19 protein-coding genes are annotated in these 20747 nt (G+C 44.4%); 11 read left to right on the top strand and 8 right to left on the bottom strand.

What is annotated here, in order from left to right; genetic code table 11:
* Nucleotides 1-50 precede the first annotated feature (50 nt).
* The 7 genes from BMW61_RS07940 (at nucleotide 51) to BMW61_RS07970 (ending at nucleotide 5204) form a co-directional block, all read left to right on the top strand.
* Nucleotides 51-734, top strand: coding sequence for a L,D-transpeptidase (locus BMW61_RS07940; RefSeq protein ID WP_022761240.1), 684 nt, complete (start codon nucleotides 51-53; stop codon nucleotides 732-734).
* A gap of 161 nt (nucleotides 735-895) precedes the next feature.
* Nucleotides 896-1570 (top strand): amino acid ABC transporter permease, encoded by a 675-nt coding sequence (locus BMW61_RS07945; RefSeq protein ID WP_022761241.1) that lies wholly within the window; start codon nucleotides 896-898, stop codon nucleotides 1568-1570.
* 12 nt (nucleotides 1571-1582) lie between these two features.
* Nucleotides 1583-2320: an amino acid ABC transporter ATP-binding protein gene (locus BMW61_RS07950; RefSeq protein WP_022761242.1), complete on the top strand. Its 738-nt coding sequence runs from the start codon at nucleotides 1583-1585 to the stop codon at nucleotides 2318-2320.
* Between the two features lie 45 nt (nucleotides 2321-2365).
* The gene (locus BMW61_RS07955) at nucleotides 2366-3181 is read left to right on the top strand and encodes a transporter substrate-binding domain-containing protein (RefSeq protein WP_022761243.1); all 816 of its coding nucleotides are present in this window, start codon (nucleotides 2366-2368) and stop codon (nucleotides 3179-3181) included.
* Between the two features lie 28 nt (nucleotides 3182-3209).
* A complete protein-coding gene (locus BMW61_RS07960) occupies nucleotides 3210-3455 on the top strand; it encodes a TIGR03905 family TSCPD domain-containing protein (RefSeq protein ID WP_026498163.1) in 246 nt (81 codons plus the stop codon).
* Nucleotide 3456: 1 nt separating this feature from the next.
* A complete protein-coding gene (locus tag BMW61_RS07965) occupies nucleotides 3457-4560 on the top strand; it encodes a putative glycoside hydrolase (protein ID WP_091820831.1) in 1104 nt (367 codons plus the stop codon).
* The gene (locus BMW61_RS07970; protein ID WP_091820833.1) at nucleotides 4557-5204 is read left to right on the top strand and encodes a 4'-phosphopantetheinyl transferase family protein; all 648 of its coding nucleotides are present in this window, start codon (nucleotides 4557-4559) and stop codon (nucleotides 5202-5204) included. The genes BMW61_RS07965 and BMW61_RS07970 overlap by 4 nt, the downstream gene beginning before the upstream one ends.
* Here the strand turns inward: BMW61_RS07970 and BMW61_RS07975 are convergent.
* Together BMW61_RS07975 and BMW61_RS07980 are read right to left on the bottom strand one after the other, a co-directional pair.
* Nucleotides 5176-7791, bottom strand: coding sequence for a glycoside hydrolase family 2 TIM barrel-domain containing protein (locus BMW61_RS07975; protein WP_091820835.1), 2616 nt, complete (start codon nucleotides 7789-7791; stop codon nucleotides 5176-5178). The two genes, BMW61_RS07970 and BMW61_RS07975, sit on opposite strands and share 29 nt — an antisense overlap.
* Nucleotides 7792-7822: 31 nt before the next feature.
* The gene (locus BMW61_RS07980; RefSeq protein WP_091820837.1) at nucleotides 7823-9142 is read right to left on the bottom strand and encodes an MFS transporter; all 1320 of its coding nucleotides are present in this window, start codon (nucleotides 9140-9142) and stop codon (nucleotides 7823-7825) included.
* A gap of 173 nt (nucleotides 9143-9315) precedes the next feature.
* Here BMW61_RS07980 and BMW61_RS07985 point away from each other — a divergent pair, with 173 nt between their 5' ends.
* Nucleotides 9316-10701: a condensation domain-containing protein gene (locus BMW61_RS07985; protein WP_091820839.1), complete on the top strand. Its 1386-nt coding sequence runs from the start codon at nucleotides 9316-9318 to the stop codon at nucleotides 10699-10701.
* A gap of 7 nt (nucleotides 10702-10708) precedes the next feature.
* On the opposite strand, the gene BMW61_RS07990 is transcribed toward BMW61_RS07985, so the two are convergent.
* The 5 genes from BMW61_RS07990 to BMW61_RS08005 all read right to left on the bottom strand — a co-directional run bounded on the left by BMW61_RS07990 (nucleotide 10709) and on the right by BMW61_RS08005 (nucleotide 15645).
* On the bottom strand, nucleotides 10709-11281 hold the full coding sequence (locus BMW61_RS07990; RefSeq protein ID WP_022761249.1) for a TetR/AcrR family transcriptional regulator: 573 nt from the start codon (nucleotides 11279-11281) through the stop codon (nucleotides 10709-10711).
* Between the two features lie 38 nt (nucleotides 11282-11319).
* A complete protein-coding gene (locus BMW61_RS07995; protein ID WP_091820841.1) occupies nucleotides 11320-12192 on the bottom strand; it encodes an Ltp family lipoprotein in 873 nt (290 codons plus the stop codon).
* 48 nt (nucleotides 12193-12240) lie between these two features.
* On the bottom strand, nucleotides 12241-13734 hold the full coding sequence (locus BMW61_RS08000; protein WP_091820844.1) for an ArnT family glycosyltransferase: 1494 nt from the start codon (nucleotides 13732-13734) through the stop codon (nucleotides 12241-12243).
* A gap of 192 nt (nucleotides 13735-13926) precedes the next feature.
* The gene (locus BMW61_RS21835) at nucleotides 13927-14091 is read right to left on the bottom strand and encodes a hypothetical protein (protein WP_022761252.1); all 165 of its coding nucleotides are present in this window, start codon (nucleotides 14089-14091) and stop codon (nucleotides 13927-13929) included.
* A 141-nt stretch (nucleotides 14092-14232) separates the two neighbouring features.
* Nucleotides 14233-15645, bottom strand: coding sequence for a GGDEF domain-containing protein (locus BMW61_RS08005; RefSeq protein WP_091820846.1), 1413 nt, complete (start codon nucleotides 15643-15645; stop codon nucleotides 14233-14235).
* 197 nt (nucleotides 15646-15842) lie between these two features.
* On the opposite strand from BMW61_RS08005, the gene BMW61_RS08010 reads away from it, so the two are divergent.
* From BMW61_RS08010 to BMW61_RS08020, 3 genes are read left to right on the top strand one after another with little or no spacing between them, the layout of a single operon-like run.
* Nucleotides 15843-17300, top strand: a complete 1458-nt coding sequence (locus tag BMW61_RS08010; protein WP_091820994.1) for a B12-binding domain-containing radical SAM protein — start codon at nucleotides 15843-15845, stop codon at nucleotides 17298-17300.
* Between the two features lie 37 nt (nucleotides 17301-17337).
* Nucleotides 17338-17847, top strand: coding sequence for a hypothetical protein (locus BMW61_RS08015; protein WP_022761255.1), 510 nt, complete (start codon nucleotides 17338-17340; stop codon nucleotides 17845-17847).
* The gene (locus BMW61_RS08020; RefSeq protein ID WP_026498169.1) at nucleotides 17847-18659 is read left to right on the top strand and encodes a response regulator; all 813 of its coding nucleotides are present in this window, start codon (nucleotides 17847-17849) and stop codon (nucleotides 18657-18659) included. Before BMW61_RS08015 ends, BMW61_RS08020 begins: the two co-directional genes overlap by 1 nt.
* 7 nt (nucleotides 18660-18666) lie before the next feature.
* On the opposite strand, the gene BMW61_RS08025 is transcribed toward BMW61_RS08020, so the two are convergent.
* Entirely contained in the window at nucleotides 18667-20718 is a 2052-nt protein-coding gene (locus BMW61_RS08025) for a HelD family protein (RefSeq protein ID WP_091820848.1), read from the bottom strand.
* Nucleotides 20719-20747 lie beyond the last annotated feature (29 nt).

Consider the following 20747-nt stretch of genomic DNA (forward strand, 5'->3'; position numbering starts at 1 on the left):
AATACATTTATTCACATAATATCGTGTTTCTATCTTGAGGGGGATTAGTAATGCGTGGAAGAATAATTGGTTTATCATTGGCAGCATTAACGTTCGTGATATTTCTCACAGCTAAGGTCAGTGTATCGGCAGATGGCTTTGATGCGAACTTTTATGCTAATAAGTATCCTGATGTAGTGGCAGCCTTGGGAAATGATCCCGCCGTTCTTTACAATCATTACATAACATATGGCGTAAAAGAGGGAAGATCCCAGAACCAACAGGAGGATACTGCAAAGTATCAGGCAGCGCTTGCGGGTGGGGCAGCACCTACGCAACAAGCAGCACCGGCGAACGAACCGGTAAATGGATTACCGTACAGCACCTATGTGGATGTTGATATAGACGGACAGTGCATGACCTATTATGAAAATGGTCAGGTTGCACTTCAGTCACCTATAGTATCCGGCAATCCTAATCGTGGAAACGGGACACCAAGAGGTACCTATACGATTCAGTCTCATATTGCAGGTAAGAATCTGGTAGGACCTACCTGGAATGTATGGGTTGACAGATGGATGCAGTTCACACCTAATCCTTGTCACATAGGTCTTCACGATGCATCCTGGAGAAGTTCCTTCGGAGGCGAGATATACAAGACTAACGGATCCCATGGATGTGTGAACCTGCCGCATGATACAGCAGTAGCACTTTTTGACAGAGTAAATGTCGGAACACCGGTGGTTGTTCACTGATGGATATCAAAACAAATTAATAGAACAGGCAAGATGTAGACATACATTTTGCCTGTTTTTATGTATAATAAAAAGGTATTGACTTTACGCACAATATGGTGCGTAATATATTGTAACTAAAAAGATTGCACAAAATATAAAATTGGAAATATAGTAGGATAATGTTTGACGAAAATACATTGGGGCTGATCATCAGCTCTTTTCCCAAAATATTGGAATATGGTTTAAAGGTTACAATACCGCTGGCGGCTCTGGCCTTTATACTATCAACAATTCTCTCGGTACTTGTTGCGATGGTACAATACGCGCAGGTTCCGGTAGCAAGGCAGATTTGCCGGTTTTACATCTGGATTATCAGAGGAACACCGCTCCTCGTTCAGTTGATGGTTGCTTTTTACGGGCTTCCGCTTCTGGGAATTCATTCCAATCCGTTTGTTATGGCGGTGATAGTCTTTACGATAAATGAAGGTGCATACAGTGCAGAAACAGTAAGGGCCGCCATGGAGGCTGTTCCTGCGGGACAGCTTGAGGCAGGATACTGCGTGGGGATGAACTATATGCAGATAATGTGGCATATCATATTGCCCCAGGCGTTCAGAACGGCTTTTCCGTCGCTGTTTAATGCTCTTATCAGCATGGTTAAGGATACGTCGCTTGCATCAAGCATAACTGTGGTTGAGATGTTTACAAGGACCAAGCAAATTGCGGGACAGTCCTATAATTATCTTCCGTTGTACATTGAGGTTGCCATAGTTTATCTGCTGTTTTGCACCGTGCTGACCTATGTGCAAAAGAGAGGAGAGCTTGCGCTTGGCAGCTACGGCGTAAGGAAATAACAGGGGTTAGAGATGGCTTTATTAGAGGTTAGAAACATACATAAAACCTTTGGCGCCGGAGATGTGCTAAAGGGCATTGATATTAAGATTGAAAAGGGCGATGTGGTATCTGTTCTCGGGGCTTCGGGTTCAGGTAAGACCACGCTCCTTAGATGCATAAATTTTCTGGAAAAAGCAGATAAAGGACAGCTGTTATTTAATGGGACTACATACGACCTTTCAAAGGTAAGTAAAGCAGAAATGGCCGCTGTCAGAAAGCATACGGGCTTTGTTTTTCAAAACTATTGCCTGTTTGCAAATAAGACAGTACTTCAGAACGTCACTCTGGGACTTACGTCAGCACGCCATATTCCGCAAAAAGAGGCAAAGGAAAAGGCTCTGGACGTCCTTAAGAAGGTTGGAATGCTTGAACACGTGGATAAATATCCCTCGCAGCTCTCCGGCGGTCAACAGCAGAGAGTGGCAATTGCAAGAGCACTGGCTACGGATCCGAGCATAATTTATTTTGACGAGCCGACTTCTGCACTGGATCCCCAGCTTACTGCAGAGGTACTGGAAGTAATGCGAAGACTTGCGGATGACGGCATGACAATGATAGTTGTGACTCATGAGATCGGCTTTGCAAAGGAGGTTTCATCCAAGGTTGTCTTTATGGCAGACGGCGTTATTGTCGAGGAGGGGAGTCCTAAGGATATCTTCGAGAATCCCAGAGAGGAAAAGACCAGAGAGTTCCTGAGAATTACAGGGTAGTACCAGAATTGGTTATTCATATTTAACAAGAACAGGAGGAAAATAATGAAGAAAAATCTTTCTATGATGCTTGCAGCAGTGATGATTACAACTTTTGTCGCAGGTTGCGGACAGGGAGCCGGAGGAGCAAAGACAAGTTCCGGAGATGATCACCTTGCAAAGATCAAGGCGGCAGGAAAAATCACGGTTGCTACGGAAGGCTGCTGGGCACCTTTTACCTACCACGATGAGACCACAGATGAGCTCGTCGGTTTCGACGTTGAAGTAGCAGCTGCTATTGCCGAAAAGCTCGGCGTAGAGGCGGACTTCCAGGAGGTTGCCTTTGACGGAGGCCTTACCGGAGTATCCACCGGCACTTTTGATATGATGGCTAACGGAGTTGATGTCACTGACGACCGCAAGGGAACCTATGACTTTACCGAGCCTTATGCTTACGACCACGCCGTGGTTGTTACTCTGGCAACAAATGATACTATCACTTCATTTGACGATTTAAACGGCCATACAACAGCGAATTCCGCAGGTTCCACCTATGAGGCTATGGGAAAAGAGCATGGTGCAACCGTTTCAAATGTGGATACGCTCGGTGAGACAATGACACTTGTCCTTAACGGCACTGTAGATGCTACAATAAATGCCAATACTTCTGCTCAGGATTATTTCAATACAACAGGAACAACAGAGCTTAAGGTTGCTGCTGTTGATCCGGAAGTTACAATGTATGCGATCCCGCTTGCAAAGGGCTCTGACAACGATTCTCTTCGTGAGGCGATTAATGGGGCAATTAAGGAGCTCAGGGAAGAAGGAAAACTGAAAGAGATTTCGGAGAAGTATTTCGGTGCTGATATAACAGCAGAATAAGTAAAAAAGTATTAAAGGAGTTTTTTAAATGATTTACAAGACAAAAGGAACCTGTTCCACACAGATTGATATTGACGTTGAGGGTGGAATTATTAAGCATGTAGCCTTTACAAACGGCTGCAACGGTAATCTTCAGGGTGTATCAAGACTCGTGGAGGGTATGAAGGCAGAGGATGCCATTGCCAAGCTTCGCGGCATCAGATGCGGAATGAAGAGTACATCCTGTCCCGACCAGCTTTCCTACGCTATTGAGCAGGCAATGCAGGAAGGCTGAGATGAAATTTAAGAAACTGATTAACAATAGCAGAAGGTTTTTATGCGGCGCGCTGTGCGCCAGCCTTCTTTGCGGTACCGGCTTTAATGTGGCTGCAGAGGAGGATAATGAAAATATCGAAAGTGAAATCCATGGAATATACGTGAGTGCCTTTGTTGCAGGCACGAAGAATATGATGGATGAAATCATAACTCATATAGACGAGACATCCATAAACGCAGTGGTAATAGATGTTAAAAATGATGACGGCAACATAGTGTTCGACATGGATTCAGAACTTGTGGATTCTCTTGGGACAAAGGATATTCTTGTAGGAGATATGCCGGGACTTATTAACACACTTCATGAGCATGGAATCTATGCGATTGCAAGATGCGTTGCCTTCAGGGATCCTCTAATCGATGATATAAAACCGGAATGGGTTCTGAAAAAGGCATCCGGTGAATTATATGAGGATAGCAAGGGATTTTCCTGGATGGATCCCGAGAACGAAGAAGTAAAGGACTATCTCATCGAAGTAGCTCTTGGCTGTAAAAAGGCCGGATTTGATGAAGTTCAGTATGACTATGTGAGATTTCCCACAGGGATAAAGGAAGAGGATCTTGGAATGAATGGCTACGGCAGACGCCGTGCTATCTACAAATTCGTCCGCGATGCTCATTTTAGTCTCAAAAAGGAGGGGATGCCGCTTTCGCTTGATGTATTCGGAACAGCGATGGGCTCCAAGGTTGACAGAGACATTGTAGGGCAGGAATACTCCTGGCTTTCCATGAACTGCGAGTATCTCTCGCCAATGATCTATCCTTCACATTACTACGAGGGTTCTATGGGGCTTGATTATCCAGATCTTCATCCCTATGAGACCGTGGATGCGGCCATGAAATACTCCGATGCCGAGCTTAAAGTGGTCAATCCGCTTGGAAAAAGACAGCAAGCTTCGGTACGCCCCTGGCTTCAGGGATTTACAGCATCTTATCTGTCAAAATACAGAGATTACGGAGTAGAAGAAATACAGGATCAGATTAGGGCTGTTAATGAGAACGGAGTTTATTCATGGATCATATGGAATCCTTCATGCAAATATAAGTGGGATGCGTTTAAATGAAAGACAGCGTAGATATTTATATACTGGATACAGAGCGGCTGAAGGGCCGGGAAGACAATATTGTACAAGGTATTGCACCCTATTACGCAGATAAACACCGCAGAGCTAAGGTAGAGAGCGTAAAAATGCAGGAACTTGGTGCCGGATACATATTGTCCAAGGTCCTCGGAGTGACCAAAGATGAGCAATTGTCCTTTGGGGAGCACGGGAAGCCGTTTTTGAGTGATAAGTCCAAGGAATTTAGTTTGTCACATGCCGGCAGCTATGTGGTGCTGGCCGTATCAAAAGTGCCTGTCGGAGTTGATATTGAGAGCACGGAAAGACTCACGCTTTCTGTACTTAAGCGTATTCTTCCGGTCGCATATTTCGATGAACTTATCAGTATGCGAGAAAAAGAGAATCCCGGCTGCGATAAAGCTGCCGAAGAGCCTCAAAGCCCCGAAGAGAAGCTTCGCTGGGCGAAGGCCTGGACCTCTGTAGAGGCAGTTCTAAAGGCGATAGGAAGCGGCTTTTTCCTAGATCCCAGAGAGGAAAACTCCTTCATGGATGGGTGGCATATTGAGAGCTTCCCGTTTAGTTATGAGTTTATGGTGAGCTGTGCCACTCGCTTTCCTTTTACTGTTCATCAGAATGAACTGACTTAAAATCAAGTTCTGAAATAACCTTTACTTCATTGGCACCGTTTGAGGCTTCACATCGAAGAACGAATTCGCCGTCGCTAAGGGCTTCAACTATCGCATTACAGCCGTCTTGTCTAACCTTTGCGATGGTTGTCTCGCCGCGATTTCTGCTAAGAATTCTAAAACATAAATCGCTGTCATCTGCTCCTTCGGGGAATACTTCGGCAGAGACGGTGATTATTTTATTGCCCGGAGTCAGTGTATATATGCCGTTATCTGTGGAAGTTTTCTCACAGACTTTAAGCTTTATAGTTCTGATATCACTTCCCGGAAGGAGAGAGGGCACAACCTTCGGAACGGAGTTTGTTATACAACTGCCTTCCGCATCCAGAGTACTTTCTTTCTTTACAATAACGAGTGCTTTTCCTGCAAAAAGCCTTTTCGTATCAGCTTTGTAGCTGTCGTAATCGGTGCTGTCTCCGTTATCAAAACCTACAAGAGTCCCGTTTTCTACGGTTACCTTTACGTAGTCACGCGCGTTTTCGACAGGATTTCCGTCTTCATCCACTGCACTTATTTCAGCAAAAATGAGATCACCGGCATCTTCCGTTGTCACATTAAGGGCATGGGTATCCTTAAAAGAGCGTCTTACGGTCTCGGCAACGATTTTTCCTTCTTCATCGTAAGCGGCAGCGCGAAGTTCGCCTTCTTCATAAATCACACTGTAATCGGCGATAATATGATTTCCGGCCCCGGGTGCGTGGGTTAGTTCCTGTTTGCCAAGACTTCTACCGTTCAAGAACAGCTCTACAAAGGGTAAATTGCTGACTACGCGCACATCAACGCGCTGACCTTCATTAAAATCCCAGTAGGGGAAAATGTGAACGAAGGGATCGTCCTTGCAGTTTACCCATGCGGATTTCCAGACATAATAGGCGTCCTTGAAAAAGCCTGCGGTATCTATCAGGCCAAAGTAAGAGTTTTTCGTCTCATAGGGCGTAGGCTCTCCGATGTAGTCATAGCCTGTCCAGAGGAACTGTCCGAGAGAAAATTCCATATCTCTATCCTCACAGACGCAGGCTTCCATGCTTTTTGCACTCCACTCGGTAATGCTGTTTCCCAGGGAGGAACACTGGAGGTCAGATTCCTTAATTAGGTGCTCATCGAGCGGGAAATGGTAAATTCCGCGGCTCTGAACGATGGAGGAAGTCTCACTTCCGAAGATTATCCATTCGGGGTTGGCTTTGTGCTGCTTTTTATATAAGCGTTCCAGGTAGTTATATCCCACAACATCGAGTTCCGGGGCGCATTTTTGCGCATTTTCCCATTCCATATAGTTCGAAGCGGAGGTAACAAGACCATTTCTTAGCGGATCGTGTTTTCTGACCTCATCCCGGAGAATGATAGTAAGCTCAAGACCTCTGCTGTCCACATGGGTGTCATATATTTCATTTCCGATACTCCACATGAATACACTTGTGTGATTTCTGTCGCGTCTGACCCAGCTTTCAACCTCTTTTTTATACCAGTCGGGGAAAAATCTTGCAAAATCATAATCGGTTTTTGAGCGTTCCCACATGTCCAGAGACTCGGAGAGCACTAAAAAGCCCATCTCATCAGCCATATCAAGTACGGCGGGATCATAGACATTGTGAGTAAGACGGAGGGCATTTACGCCCATTTTCTGCAGCTGAACAAGGCGTCTTTTCATTGCACCTTTGTTAAAGGCGACGCCAAGGGCACCAAGGTCGTGATGCAGGCAGACACCGTTTAGCTTTATATGCTTATCATTTATGAAAAGGCCCCTATTGTTGTCAAAACGAATATTTCTAAAACCGATTCTGACGTTCTCTGTCTGAATCGGATATGTGTGCTGATTTGATGTATCCACATCGACGCCTGCGTATAACTCTACCAGGAGTTCATAAAGTACAGGAGAGGAAGGGCTCCATTCCTTGGGATTATCTACAATAAAGCGTCTGTAGGTGTGAACTTCTTCATCTTTGTTGATTTGGGGCATGATAGGTACTTCATTACCATCGTTGTCAAACAATCTGTGTCTGACATAGACATTCTCATTTTCATCGGATTTCTTAAGGCCGGAAATCTCCGTAGAAATCTCCAGAAGATAGCTTTCGCCTATTTTGCTTGAATGTACATATATGCCATTTTCCGGGATGAAAACATCACTGTAGTCGCAGAGCCAGATATTGCGGTATATACCGGCACCTGTGTACCATCTGGCACTGGGATATTTGCATCTTGCAGCGACAAGAATCTCATTGGTGCCGGGAACTACGAAGTCCGTTACATCCAGAACAAATTGGGAATAACCGCTTTTCCATTCACCGGCTTCATGCCCGTTTATATATACAATACTGTCCATATAGATTCCGTCAAAGACGAAAAAGAGACGCCGTTCGTCCATAGCTTCAAAGTGGTTTAAATACCACCCGGTTGCGTCCGCATACAGACTTTGATCGTCCTCTATCATCCAGTCGTGAGGAATCTCCACATCGTTAAAATCGCCCAGGCACTTATGAGCCTCATCAAAGGTAGTGCCTGCGGGAGTTTTCAGGAATTTCCAGTTTTGATTAAATAGTCTCTTCATAGTAGTAACCTGTTATCAGAAATATTGGTAATCAGTTGTCGACATCAAAGTGTTCCAGCACATTCTTCTTGGCTGTGGGCTTTACATCTCCGTGTTTAACGAAGAGCATGGTAATAAAGGACAGGCAGGAGAAGACGAATGCATAGGGGAACAGAGTTCTGTAGGATACGTGCTCAAGCAAAAATCCGGAAAAAATCGGGGTAAATACCTGGGCTGCCATGGAAAAGGTATAGTACAGACCGGTGTATTTGCCAATGACGCGGCTCTCACCCATGCCCACGACCATGGGGTAGGAGTTAACATTTATCGCGGCCCAGCCTATTCCGATAATTGCGAACAGGAAGTTCAGAGAAGCGTTATACTGCGGCATCAGAGCTGCAGACAGATAACAGATGCTCATTAGTGTTATACCTATGAGTATTGTCTTTTTTCTACCAAGTTTGGCGGAAACAAAGCCCACGGGAATATATGAAAGAACAGCTGCTATCATTGCTATCATCAGACAGTCAGCGTAGGCTCCGTTGCGGAGTCCCCAGACTTCTGTTACATATCTGGAAAAAGCAGTAGTTACCGCATTGTAGGCTGTAAACCACAAAAATACGGAGCAAAGCAACAAGGTAAGGCTTCTGAATACGTCTCGGGAAAGTTTTCCTGCGTTCTGATAGGCTTCATCCTCATCTTTTCCTGTTAATTCACGCACGTCATCTCCGTCAAAGTTCTCAACACCCTCACGGACCTCGGACATGAGCCTTTTTTCGGGAATCGTAAAGAAAAGAATAGCAACTGTAATCACCATAAAGGCCGCAATTGCTATGGCCAGAGGGGTGTAATTTGTTTCTGCTTCGACTGCAGCGGATTTAAGGAAAACCTTGATCATTATAAGTGTATATACTGCGCCAAGGGTTCCCATAAGGTTGATGATGGCGTTGGCTCCGCTTCGATGCACTGCGGGGGTCAGCTCAGGCATCAGTGATACGGCCGGAGATCTGTAAATGCCCATAGCAACCAGGAGCAAAAGCAGTATATAGATAAAAAGCTGAAGATTAGTACTGACATGAGCAATATATATGAGAGAAAGGAATAAAATTACAGACAGGACGGTTCCGATAAGAATAAATGGCATGCGCTTACCCAGTCTGGTATTAGCCTTGTCGGAGAGTGTTCCGAACATGGGTAAAAGGAATAGTGCCAGAACATTGTCAAAGGCCATAATAGTGCCCGTAAGGGTCTCGCCGAGCCCGAAATGATAGGTTAGTATCTTTGGGATTTCATTGTCATAAAACTGCCAGAAGGCGCAGATGGACATAAAAGCAAATCCGATAAGTATTGTCCGCTTATAATTGAGCTTCATTTTAACTATTCCCCCTAAAACTATTCTTATCTCCTATAATATCATCCTATCCGAATGGATGGAAGATATCGGTCATTTTGATGAGAAGTGTTTGTTAAGTCGGGGAGGGTATGGAATGGCGAGGAGGATTGTGATAACTTTTCTCTCATAAATGAGGTATGAGGAGGGACGTTATGACTAAGAAATATCCGCTGACAGCAGCACAGAACATGCATTACCGATGGATAAAGGAATATGGGACACAGCAGGTATCGGGGCTCAGCTTTATTGCATCACTCAAGGTGGAGATTGATTTTGATCTTCTGAAAAAATGCATCCGTCTGGAAATGGAGAGATACGGTTGTATGCGAATCAGATTTACCAAGGCGGATAAAAACGGGGATGTTAAGCAGTATCTGATAGAAAAGGATGACAGAGACATACCGCTTAGGGATTTGTCTGATTTGACAATGGAGGAGGCGGATGCCGTAATGCAGGAATGGGCATACAAGACCTTTGACGGCGATGATATCCCAATGTGCGAAGTGTTTTTGACAAAACTTCCCGAGGGTTACAACGGCTTCTTTGTACATATGGATCACAGGCTCATCGATTCCTGCGGAATATTCGTCATGACCGGAGACATTATGGCGCTCTATACTCATTATAAGTTCGGTACAGAGTTCCCTGCCGATCTGGTGGACTATGAGGAAGCCCTGCAGAGGGACCTGACAAAGGCATCCAATGAAAAGAGAGTAGAGAGAGCAAAACAGTTTTGGGGGAGTATGCTGGATAAATGGGGAGAGCCCTTATACTCTGATATACAGGGCGGTGCTGTCCTTGAAAAAGCAAGAAAGAAGCACAAAAACCCGAATTTAAGAGCGGCTGATATTGAAAGAAAGCAGTTGTTTGTTGCGGTTAAGGACTACAAGCTTGACGCTAATCCCACAAAGGAACTGTTTGACTTCTGCGAGGGGCATAACCTGACCATAACCAATTTGCTTTTACTTGGGCTTAGGACCTACCTTTCCAAGCAAAATGGAGGGCAGGAAGATATAACCGTGGAGAATTTCATTGCCAGAAGACTATCCAGAAACGACTGGATGTCAGGCGGAAGCAGAACCATCATGTTCCCCTGCAGAACCGTGATATCCGGCGATACGAAATTCACGGCGGCAGCGGATGAAGTGCAGAACATGCAGAACAAGGTGTATATGTTCAACAGCTATGATCCGGAGCTAATAAAAAAGGAGATAAAAAAGCGCTATCACACGCCTGCACATACTACCTACGAGAGTTGTTTTCTAACCTATCAGCCCATGCCGGTAAAGCTTAATAATCCGCTTTTAAAGGATATCCCGATGCATACGAAGTGGTTTGCAAACGGCGCAGCCACCAAAAAATTGTATCTCACGGTATCACATACGGAGGACGGAGGTCTTAATTTTTCATACCACTATCAGACAGCGGACCTCACGGAAAAAGACGTGGAGCTTCTCAACTACTATCTGATGCGCATACTGTTCAAAGGTGTGGAACATCCCGATATGTCAGTGGGAGAGATAATGGCGGCAGTATAAATACAAATTATTTCAGATATGGTAAAACGCCGCCAAGGAACATTTTGGTCATAATATCAGCGATATTTTCAGCGGGGGATGCAAAATCCTCCGCTATCCATTTATGTAATATACCGATGGTAATGCCGATTGTACCCGCGATAAGATAGGAAAAATTGTCCCTGGACGCGCTCTCTGCGTGAGTTTCATCGGTAACGCTTGTTACGTAACGATGGAACATATGCATGGCTTTTTCAAAAAATGTGTCACCGCGAGCGCTCTCTAAGAGATTAGCAAGAAACGGATTATTCCTGGTGTAATTACATATCGCAAGGAAATAAGATTTGCACATATCGTGATCGTTCTCGGGATGAAAGCTCTCCATCATGCGAAAAATATCATCTAAGGTCTTGTCCTCTGCAGCGGTCACAAGGGCAGGAATATTCTCATAGTGATTATAGAAGGTGCTGCGTACGATCCCTGCCTTCTGAATCACGTCAGCTACCGTTATCTTTTCCAGATCCTTCTCCCTTATCAGAAGAAAAAAGGAATCAATTATAGCATCTTCAGCAGTGCTGTAACGTTCATCCGATTCGTTCATGTTATCCTCCGGTGGCTGCATTACAGATATCTGGCGGTTTAGTATCCTACGCTCTTTGCCGCGTATTCAGCCTGTTTCTGGGTGAAAGAGTAACCGTCCACAAGAAATTTAACTAGATCGTCATGGGTAACATCGTCAAATAACCCTACGTAGAGTTCAGCTTCTTCTTTTGCCTCTGCGTACCAGTCGGCTTTCTTGTTGGTTTCGATGTAGTTCATTGCGTATTCGGCCTGTTCTTTAGTGAAAGCCATATAACCTTCAGAAAGGTCTTCCATTAGTCCATCTTTGGAATAAGCAGCACCATCAAGCAGTATTTCTGCCCATCTGATTGCTTCATCGTTCCAGTCGACAAGTCCCTCGGCCTCAAGATAATCAACGGCAACAGTAGCTTCCGTCTCGGAAAAGCCATAGTATTTGTCCTGAAGTTCCTCGATGAGATGTTCTCTGGAGTAAGGAACGGAAGTAAGTAGATCCTGAGCCTGTCTTATGGCCTGCTTTTCGCCCTGAGTCATATCCTTGACATCCTTGGCTACAATCTGCGTAGTAACGGCAACGGGCTCCGCCGGAGTAACAGTGCGGTTAGAGCTAAAATTAAAAATGGAAAATCCACAGATGCCTACGAGAGCAAGTGCTGCTACAGAGCAGGCGATGGCCAAATAAATCGGCTTTTTGCTCTTTGTTTCTTCCGCAAACATATCTTCGTCATAAGGACTAAGTACGGTGTTTTCATTTATTTCAAAGCCTGGAATGGACTTATCCACAGGAAATGGAACACTTCCGACCATTCCCATCTCTTGTGGCTGTTTCTGCATTGCAGAACTGCCGTTGTTTTGATAAGTTGTTGCAACCGGTGCAGCCTGATAGGCGCTGTTACCGTAGGTTTGATATCCCCCAAATGATTTGTTTTCCATAAAAATATAATTCCTCTCTAAACTTGACTGAAAAAATCAGTTTATATTCTAATACATATCCGTACTGAAGATAAGATATGAATTGTCCTGTAAAATAACGTGTCCGGTAAGATCAGATGAGTATTTATCCCAAAGATCCTTGTCAACAATGATAAGTGAACCGTCATCACTAAGGAAATTGTCCAATGTTCCGTCTACAGCAACGAAATCACAGTACATTTCGGCGGGCGCGACATATTCGCATTCCCAGTGCCCTTGCTTCGAGTACTGTCTGAAATCAGAGAGAAGATATACGTTTCTTCCCGCATATTCATCCCCGTACTGGGCGGCAAAATTAAGCATATCCTGCGTGAATTCATCGACCGGATGCCCGCCCGTTCCCGCAAGATTGATATCATTCTTAATGCAGGGAACGATGAAGAAAAATGAAGCAGCCACGATAAGGCCTGTGGTAATAACTGCCACTGTGGGATTTTTCCTCACAAGATGCTCTATAACAATTCCGCCAAGTCTTGCCACTAAGATACACAGGGCAAGCAGGGAGGTGTATATATACCAGTCAAGGTAGCTCTTCAAAATTGCAAAGAACATGACCGGGAGAACTGTCCATACAAGGAGCAGATAGTTTTCCTTAATAAAAATCGTAACAACCGTTATCGATCTGTTGCCGGAACGGAGCCTTATAACGGCCATTGCCACAGCTGCAACAATTATTGTGATGATGAAAAGCTGCATCACATTCGATCCGATGAAATCTATGATAGGTTTTGAAAAGCTCTCGTCGGATGTGCTTACTCTGTCGACTGTCTCGCCGAACATAAGAGTATCTATGAACTGCATTCCATCAAACATCGAGCGCTTGACCATCCATGCGATCGGAAGAAGAGCAGCAAGAAAAGCGGATATAACCACTCTTGACGGCTTTTTGAAGGCTTCTCGAATCCTCGGAATGTATAACAGCCCGATCATGAAGATAAGAGCAGCATGAGGTCCCTTGCACATGAAGGCGAGGCCCAGGGAGATGCCGTATAAGTACATGAAACGTGGGTTATACATGATTTCGTAGAGCGAGATCATGGCAATCACGAAAAAGAGATTAAAGAAGGAATCCATCTCCGCCGCTCTGTACATGTGAAATGTAAAAAAGGGTGTACATGCCGCAAATATAAACGGAAACAGAACCGCTGAATAGAGATTATCTCTTCTGATCAAAAACAGGATGACCACAAGCAGCGTTAAAAGACCGCCAACTGCAGATGGAAAGCGCGCCGCAAAATTGCACACACCGAGAAGCTTATAGCATATAGCCATCATATCAAGGCAGAGCGGAGGCTTGGAATTAAAATAGTCCGCAGCATACTTGTAAGTGTTTACAATCCAGTTGCTCTGTTTGTACATTTCATATGCGTTTGTCGCATGGTAGGCTTCGTCGGTTGAAATCAGATATCCTGCACCGAGATTATGAAATAACATATAGACAATCAGGAGCGTAGCACCTGAAAGAACAGTTAGTAACAACCCCGTTTCAACTTTTTTCCCCATATATAATTATCTCCCCATAAAAAACCACAAAATACAGTGGTATAATCCACCGATTTTCTTTAGAGATATTATATTCTTTCGGAGAGTATTTTGCATTATTATAATTAGCCAAAAATATCCGCAAACGAAAAGAGAGACTTAAAAGCCTCTCTTTTCTATCGTATGAACTGTATTCAGTTTTGTATTCAGTTGTCATTCCATTTTCAGGTTTTGTATGGTTATTACGGTCATTCCAACCTGAATGAAGAATACCATCAGCCAGGCACCGCCTATAATGGCATTTCCTCCAACGAAGAATGTGATCGTCAGAATCAGACACAGACATGTCCAAAGAATCTGCATTCTTGCTCTATTCATAACCTTCAAAATCCTCCTCACAGAATATTTGAATATCTGTCTATATTATACAACGTTTTGTGTTTTTATGCGAAATTTTTTTGCATTTTTCACGAAAAAATTTGAAAAATATTTTCAGAGGGGTGGAGGAGGCCCTAAAAATCACTCTCTGGCGGCTTTTGAAGCTACTTTATCCTGATACATAATACTATCCGCGCGTTTAAATACATCATTTATACACCGGTCGGTATTTTTATCATATATGGCCATACCTATAGCGGCAGAATAGCGTCGCCACGGGCTTCGGTGCTCATCTACTGCGGTGTCGGCAAAAACTTCCTTGATCTGGGAAAGGAGACTGTCTCTGTTTTCATAATCACTTTTTTCCAGAAGAACAACGAATTCATCGCCGCCGATTCTGAATACGGGCGAGTGTTCATAAACAACGCAGAGCTTGTGGCAGGCACCGAAAATATAGTCATTTCCGTGCTCATGACCATAGGTATCGTTGATTTTTTTCAGGTTATTAAGGTCAACCATCAGAATTCCGAACTCTGCGGTTCCTGAGTCTATATCCTGATCTACACGCATGGCAACATTGTCATACCAGGCCTTGTTCTTAACGTGGGTAAGGGCATCCTGATAGGCTACGGTATCCATATAGTTTACCTGGTTTTTCATGTCCTCAACCTGAACCTGAGCTTCAAGAATATTGCTTGCATAGGTGCGCATGTCCTCTGTCATCTGGCCTATGGCTTCAGACAGAGATTCAACCTCATTCTTTGAATGGATATGTGGATCGTTATATATCAATAGGTTGGGATCCGTCTGGGAATGACTGCTCTTGGCAAAGGCCGAGACACTTTTTTCCAGACGTCCGATGGGTTCTGTGATGCTGCGATTTGCCCATATTATGAAAAGAATTGAGAATGCTATACCAAGTATGAGAATAAGGATAATACAGAGTACCGTATATGTTCTGATAGCGAGCTGCACATCTTCCACCTCGATATCCACACACAAAAGGGCGAAATGTTCGCCTTTGCTGTTGATCAAAGGCTTGGAAATAGTGTAGTCATATCCCCAGGTAGTGAAATTTTTACAGAAGGATATGGTGTTTTTATCAAGTGCATCCTGATATACATAAAGATCCTTTTCTTCGTAAACATCATAAAGAATATAACCCAGGTAGTAGCCGTCGGGATCGGTTGCCCTTCCCTCTGCGGTATCTGCGGATATGATGTTCATCATTCCCTTCCTGTCACCATCCAGCACCGGTTTTACAATATAGAGGTAATGAATATCAAAATCCTCCATGATGGAATCCATAAAGGTGATAAGTTTGATAAATTTCTCGGTTTCAACACCGGTTTCAACGCAGGTTGACAGATCTTCTATATCTATATGGCTGTAGACATAGTTAACAATGTCAATCATTCGCTTGTTATATGAACGATAGATTGCCGTCGTGAAGGTTTGGTATGTAATTATGCTGAATAATACGCACAGCGTTGTGAGAAAACCTAACATGAATAGGATTATGCTGCGCTTTAATGGTTTCTGCGTTGTATTCATAGCATCATCACCCAAAAGGTCACAGTATCAATAATATTGTATCCAATTTTGACGGGAAAATGTTAACGAAGCACATTTCTTAATAAAGAAATAAGAGGTAATTTATAGGTTTTTAACAGATGCTGATAATATGTTTGACCAAAGCGGTTGTTTTGCTTACTATTTACTGTATAGGAATTGAGAGGAAAATCATTGGGATGAAGATACGATTTATAGAACCGGGGAACAGGCCTTATAAAAAGACCATTCTAAACTATTTTGTTTACGATAGGTATATAAGGACTCCTTCCGTCGGGCTTAACACGCTTGCAACAATAGTAAAGAAAGAGATTCCGGATACATATATGTACAGTGAATCAATTTCGAAGATTAAATATGATGATGTGCTTGATGCAGACATTATCTTTTTGGGCATATTTACCTTTGCTGCGGTAAGGGGCTATGAACTTGCCGATTTTTTCAGGAAAAATTCCTCCGCAAAGGTTGTGCTAGGAGGCCTTCATGCCTCGATGAATTATGAGGAGGCAGTACAGCACTGCGATTATGTGATGCTGGGAGAGGGCGATGAGACAATAATGCCTATGATACGGGCAATCGAGCGCGGAGAAGAGCCATCAGGTAAGGGATATGCCTATCTGCGCGGCGATGAGCTTGTAAATACAGGTATGCCGGAACCTCCGACGGATCTTGATCTTATCCCCGACAGGGACCTCATTCACAATTACAGGAAGATGGTGGGGCACATGACCATCTGGCCCCAGGTGCATGCCTCAAGGGGATGTCCGCACAACTGCGATTACTGTGCTCTTGTGAGACACTTTGGTCATTGCGTCAGGAAAAGATCTCCCGAAAATGTTGTTGAGGATATCAAATACTCAATCGACTTCTTTCACAAGGGAAAGCTCAGGCTTTTAAAGGATCTGTGGATTACGGATGACAATTTCTTTGCAGACAGAGACTGGGCGATAGCTGTTTTAAACAAGATAATCGAAAGCGGAATAAAATATCGCTTCAACATACAGGCCAGGTACGAGGTCGGATTTGACGACGAGATGCTTGAACTTCTAAAGAAAGCGGGTTTTTTCGAGCTCGATATGGGAATTGAGTTCATAGACGACGATTCCTTCAAGACATATCACAAGAAGTCGACCAAGACCGAGATAGAGGAGTCGATCAGGAATATTCAGAGACATGGAATGAGTGTCAGAGGACTTTTTATTCTGGGATCTGATAATCAGAAGGTCGGCTGCGGCAAGGAGCTTGCGGATTTTGTCATAAAAAATCATATCCAGGGCGTTCTTATCCAGTGCATGTACTTTGTGCCGGGCACTCCGGTCTATGAGAAGAATAAAGACAAGCTTCTTCATACAAGGTGGGATAAGTACAACGGAAATGCGGTACACAGACCAAAGAACATGACTCCGTACGAGCTTCAGCTTGAAAATATCGATGCCAGCAGAAGGATATATTCTCCCAAAAGGCTGTTACAGGCGATATTATTTGAGGATTTTGTTCATAAAATACTTTTTATTGGTGAGTTCTTCTGGCACTGGAGCGTAAGGAGTGACATGAAGAAGGAGCTGCCGTATTTAAAACAGGTGTCGCAGACATCGGTTATGTCGAATTCGGACAATAAAAAATTAGTGGTTTCTTGAAAATAAATCTTATGAAGAAGGGGGAAAGAAAAGAAACATGGCTATAGCGGGTAATATCAGCGAGAAAGAGCTCTATGATGCGATTCTCGCCTTTGATGAAAGTGAGGAGGCGCAGGACTTCTATTACAAGATAATGGATACGCCTACCGGTCGAAAAAACAAAAGCGGAAGTGATGAAACAGTAAGGGATAGGATTTTAAAGGCCTATGCAATGCTGTTCTGCGAAGAAGCGGGGCTGGCGCCCGGTGAAAAGGCGGGAGTTGATGAGGTTGCCGATACGGCTGACAGGCTCTATATTGGTTCTCTTGGCTATGATCCACAGCACTGGTACCGGATGAAATATCATTTTCCGGTGATTGACGAGGACAACTACGACAGATTTGCAGCACTTGTTCTTTCCGATATGAATGCGGGACCTTTACACGATGCGGCACTAAATGATGGCGAAACACTGGTGGTTGGAGAGGCGGATCCTCTTCATATGACTGCAGAGCAGAGGAAGAGCCAGAGTGTAAAATCGGTTTCAATGACATTGGGGGGTCAGTGATGAACATATTAGCTGTGGATGAGGACAAGGAGTCCCTGAAAAAAATAAAGAAGATTATTGAGACAGTGTCTCCGGATGCGACGCTGTTTTCAAGTGACAGTTCGCTGGCCGCACTCGCTACGGCTCGTGAGACGGAGATGGATGTTGCGGTTTTGGAGACAGAAATGTCTGAACTTGGGGGAATAGATCTTGGCGGATACTTAAAGGAATTGAATCCTTATATCAATCTTATCTATCTCACTAATCACACAGAACAGGCCTATGAAGCCATGAAGCTTCATGCCAGCGGATATATCAAAAAGCCGGGCACTAAGGATCAGGTGAAGAGTGAGCTCGAATCCCTCAGATACCCTGAGATACGAAAGAAATATAAGAGAGTTTTTGCCCAGACTTTTGGCAATTTTGAGTTATTTGTTGACGGGGAACCTGTTGAATTCAAATACAAAAGAACCAAAGAGATAGTAGCGCTTCTCATAAATAACAAGGGTGCGCAGACTACAAACGGAGAAATAATCGCATCCCTTTGGGAGGATGACGGAGATCCCGAAAAGAAACTGTCATACCTGTGTAACCTTCGTCAGGATCTTCAGAACACCTTCAAGAAGCTTAAGCTTGATGGAATTATCCTGAAACAGCGAGGAAGCCTTGCCATAGCAAAGGACAGGATTGAATGTGACCTCTATGACTGGCTTGAAAAGAAGAAGGATTCCAAGTATAAGTACATGGGCGACTATATGAACCAGTACAGCTGGTGCGAGTTCTTCCATGCAGAGCTCGATGAGATAAGCTATGACATGGAAGAGGATGAGTAAAAACTGATTATTCCTGCAAAATGGCGGAGAGTTTTCCGTTTGACAGAATCGACAGATGCTGCGTTGCGCGAGACATTGCTGTATAGAGGCAGTGTCTGCCGGATTCGTCATCGGGATACGACTCCGAATCGGCGTCGGGCAGAATTACATGGTCGAATTCCAGACCTTTGGCAAGCGCAAGCTCCAAAAGAAAAGCACCACTTTTAGGCAGGGCATCGTGCCCTGTTATTATTTGCGGAGAATTATCCTTTAGCATAGCTGAAATTTGTTCAAGCCTATATTCGTTTCTGCAGATTATGGCCGTAAGGCCTTCTTTTTTTTCATATTCACTGATAAGAGCTGTCAGTTCTTTCAGGTATTCCTTATCCGAACTGCATACCTTCACCGAAACCGGCTCGCCGGGGCGTTTTACGGAGGAAATCATCATCTTTTTCTCCGGAGGCAGAATGGAAGCGAACATATCGGTGATCTCAGGTGAGCTTCGATAGCTCGTCATGAGAGGAAGCTCTGTGAAGCGCTTTTTATCTGCTTCTGCCATCTCCTTAAGCTCGGCAAAAGTAACCGTACCTTCACGAATTGCCTGGAATTCATCTCCAAGGAGCATGAAGCGGGCATTCGGGAAATACTTTGCAAAGACCATCATCTGTGCCCTTGTGTAATCCTGCACCTCATCAACCATAACATAACGCATGTTACGATCGCATATGCCGGTAAGTTCCATCCTTGTATAGAGCCATTCTGCGGCTGTTACACGGGTTTTACCCAGGATGCGTCTCGCAACATGGAGGGCGTTTACCCACCTGCAGCGTCTGATATTGGAGAGTGCTCCGCCAAAATCGTTCTCTGCGCGGTTATCCTCTGCCTGATCGGACTTTGCCATGCTTCCGGAGGCATTTTCGTTATCATTTTTTTCAAGGTGGCGAAGAGAGTTCTTGACCTTGTGCTCAAGTTCATCGGATACGGTCTGGATAAGGCGTATTCCCATGGGGAATTTCCTGAATTTATTTACTACGGACAGGACTTCCTTTTTGGACATAACAAGATTGCCCTTGTGCGTTATTTCATAAAAATCCGCAGCCTCGGGCGTCAGTGTCGGAAGTACGTCGTGTATCTTCTGAAGATTCTCCGCTTCGGTGTAGTCGTATTCATCATCGGAAAAAGGAACATGCACCATCTGAAGAAATTCGCGCCAGGTAAGTGTCAGAGGGTTTGTCTCGCCCATATCCGGGAGAACATTGTCAATATACTCACGAAATACCGGGTTCAGTGTCATAAGGCACACCTGGTCGGGGCGGAGAGTGTTTCTTTTTTGATAGAACAGATACGCAATTCTCTGCAGCAAAACAGAGGTCTTTCCGCTTCCGGCGATACCGTTTACAAGGAGCATGGGCACATCGGGATAGCGGATGACGGTGTTTTGTTCCTTCTGAATGGTTGCAGTAATAGCCTGCATCTTGTCGGAGTGCGTCTGGGAGAGCGACTGCAGGAGCATGGGATCCTCAATCGCAATCTGTGTATCGAAATAGGCCAGAAGCTTATTTTTATGCAGATCAAACTGGCGACGAAGCTGCAGATCAACAGGGATTTCCCTGTCTTCAACGGTGTAGTGAGTGTGGCCGCTCTCCTGATTGTAGTAAACCTCGGCAATGGGAGATCTCCAGTCAACCACCATCTGGTCATAGCCGTTTTCGGAGATGGCAGCACGGCCGATGTAATAGTTTTCAGGTTCCTCGGATGGATCGAACTGAAGCTGGATTTTTGCAAAATAAGGAGACTCGAGGAGCTTGTTCACGCTTGTGAGACGATTTCCAAGAGAATTGCTCTCTACGTTGTAAGTATCGATATAGCGGTTCCATACCTCGATCTCGGCCAGGGTTTCCATCGTGGTCTCGATGTCCGCGTAATCGAAACGTATGTTATCGCGGATATCATTCTTGTCGTCCAGCGCCTTTTCATCGAGGGCTGCGATCTGCTCCTCGAGATCGTTTTTCATCTTGAGAAGCTTGTCGTATGTCTCCTGTAAATGATGTTGTTCTTTGTCAAAAATCTCTTTTTCCATTCGTGTTACCTTTAAAATTCATTCAAAAT

This window comes from Butyrivibrio sp. ob235 (genome assembly GCF_900109475.1).
Taxonomy (GTDB): Bacteria; Bacillota; Clostridia; order Lachnospirales; family Lachnospiraceae; genus Butyrivibrio.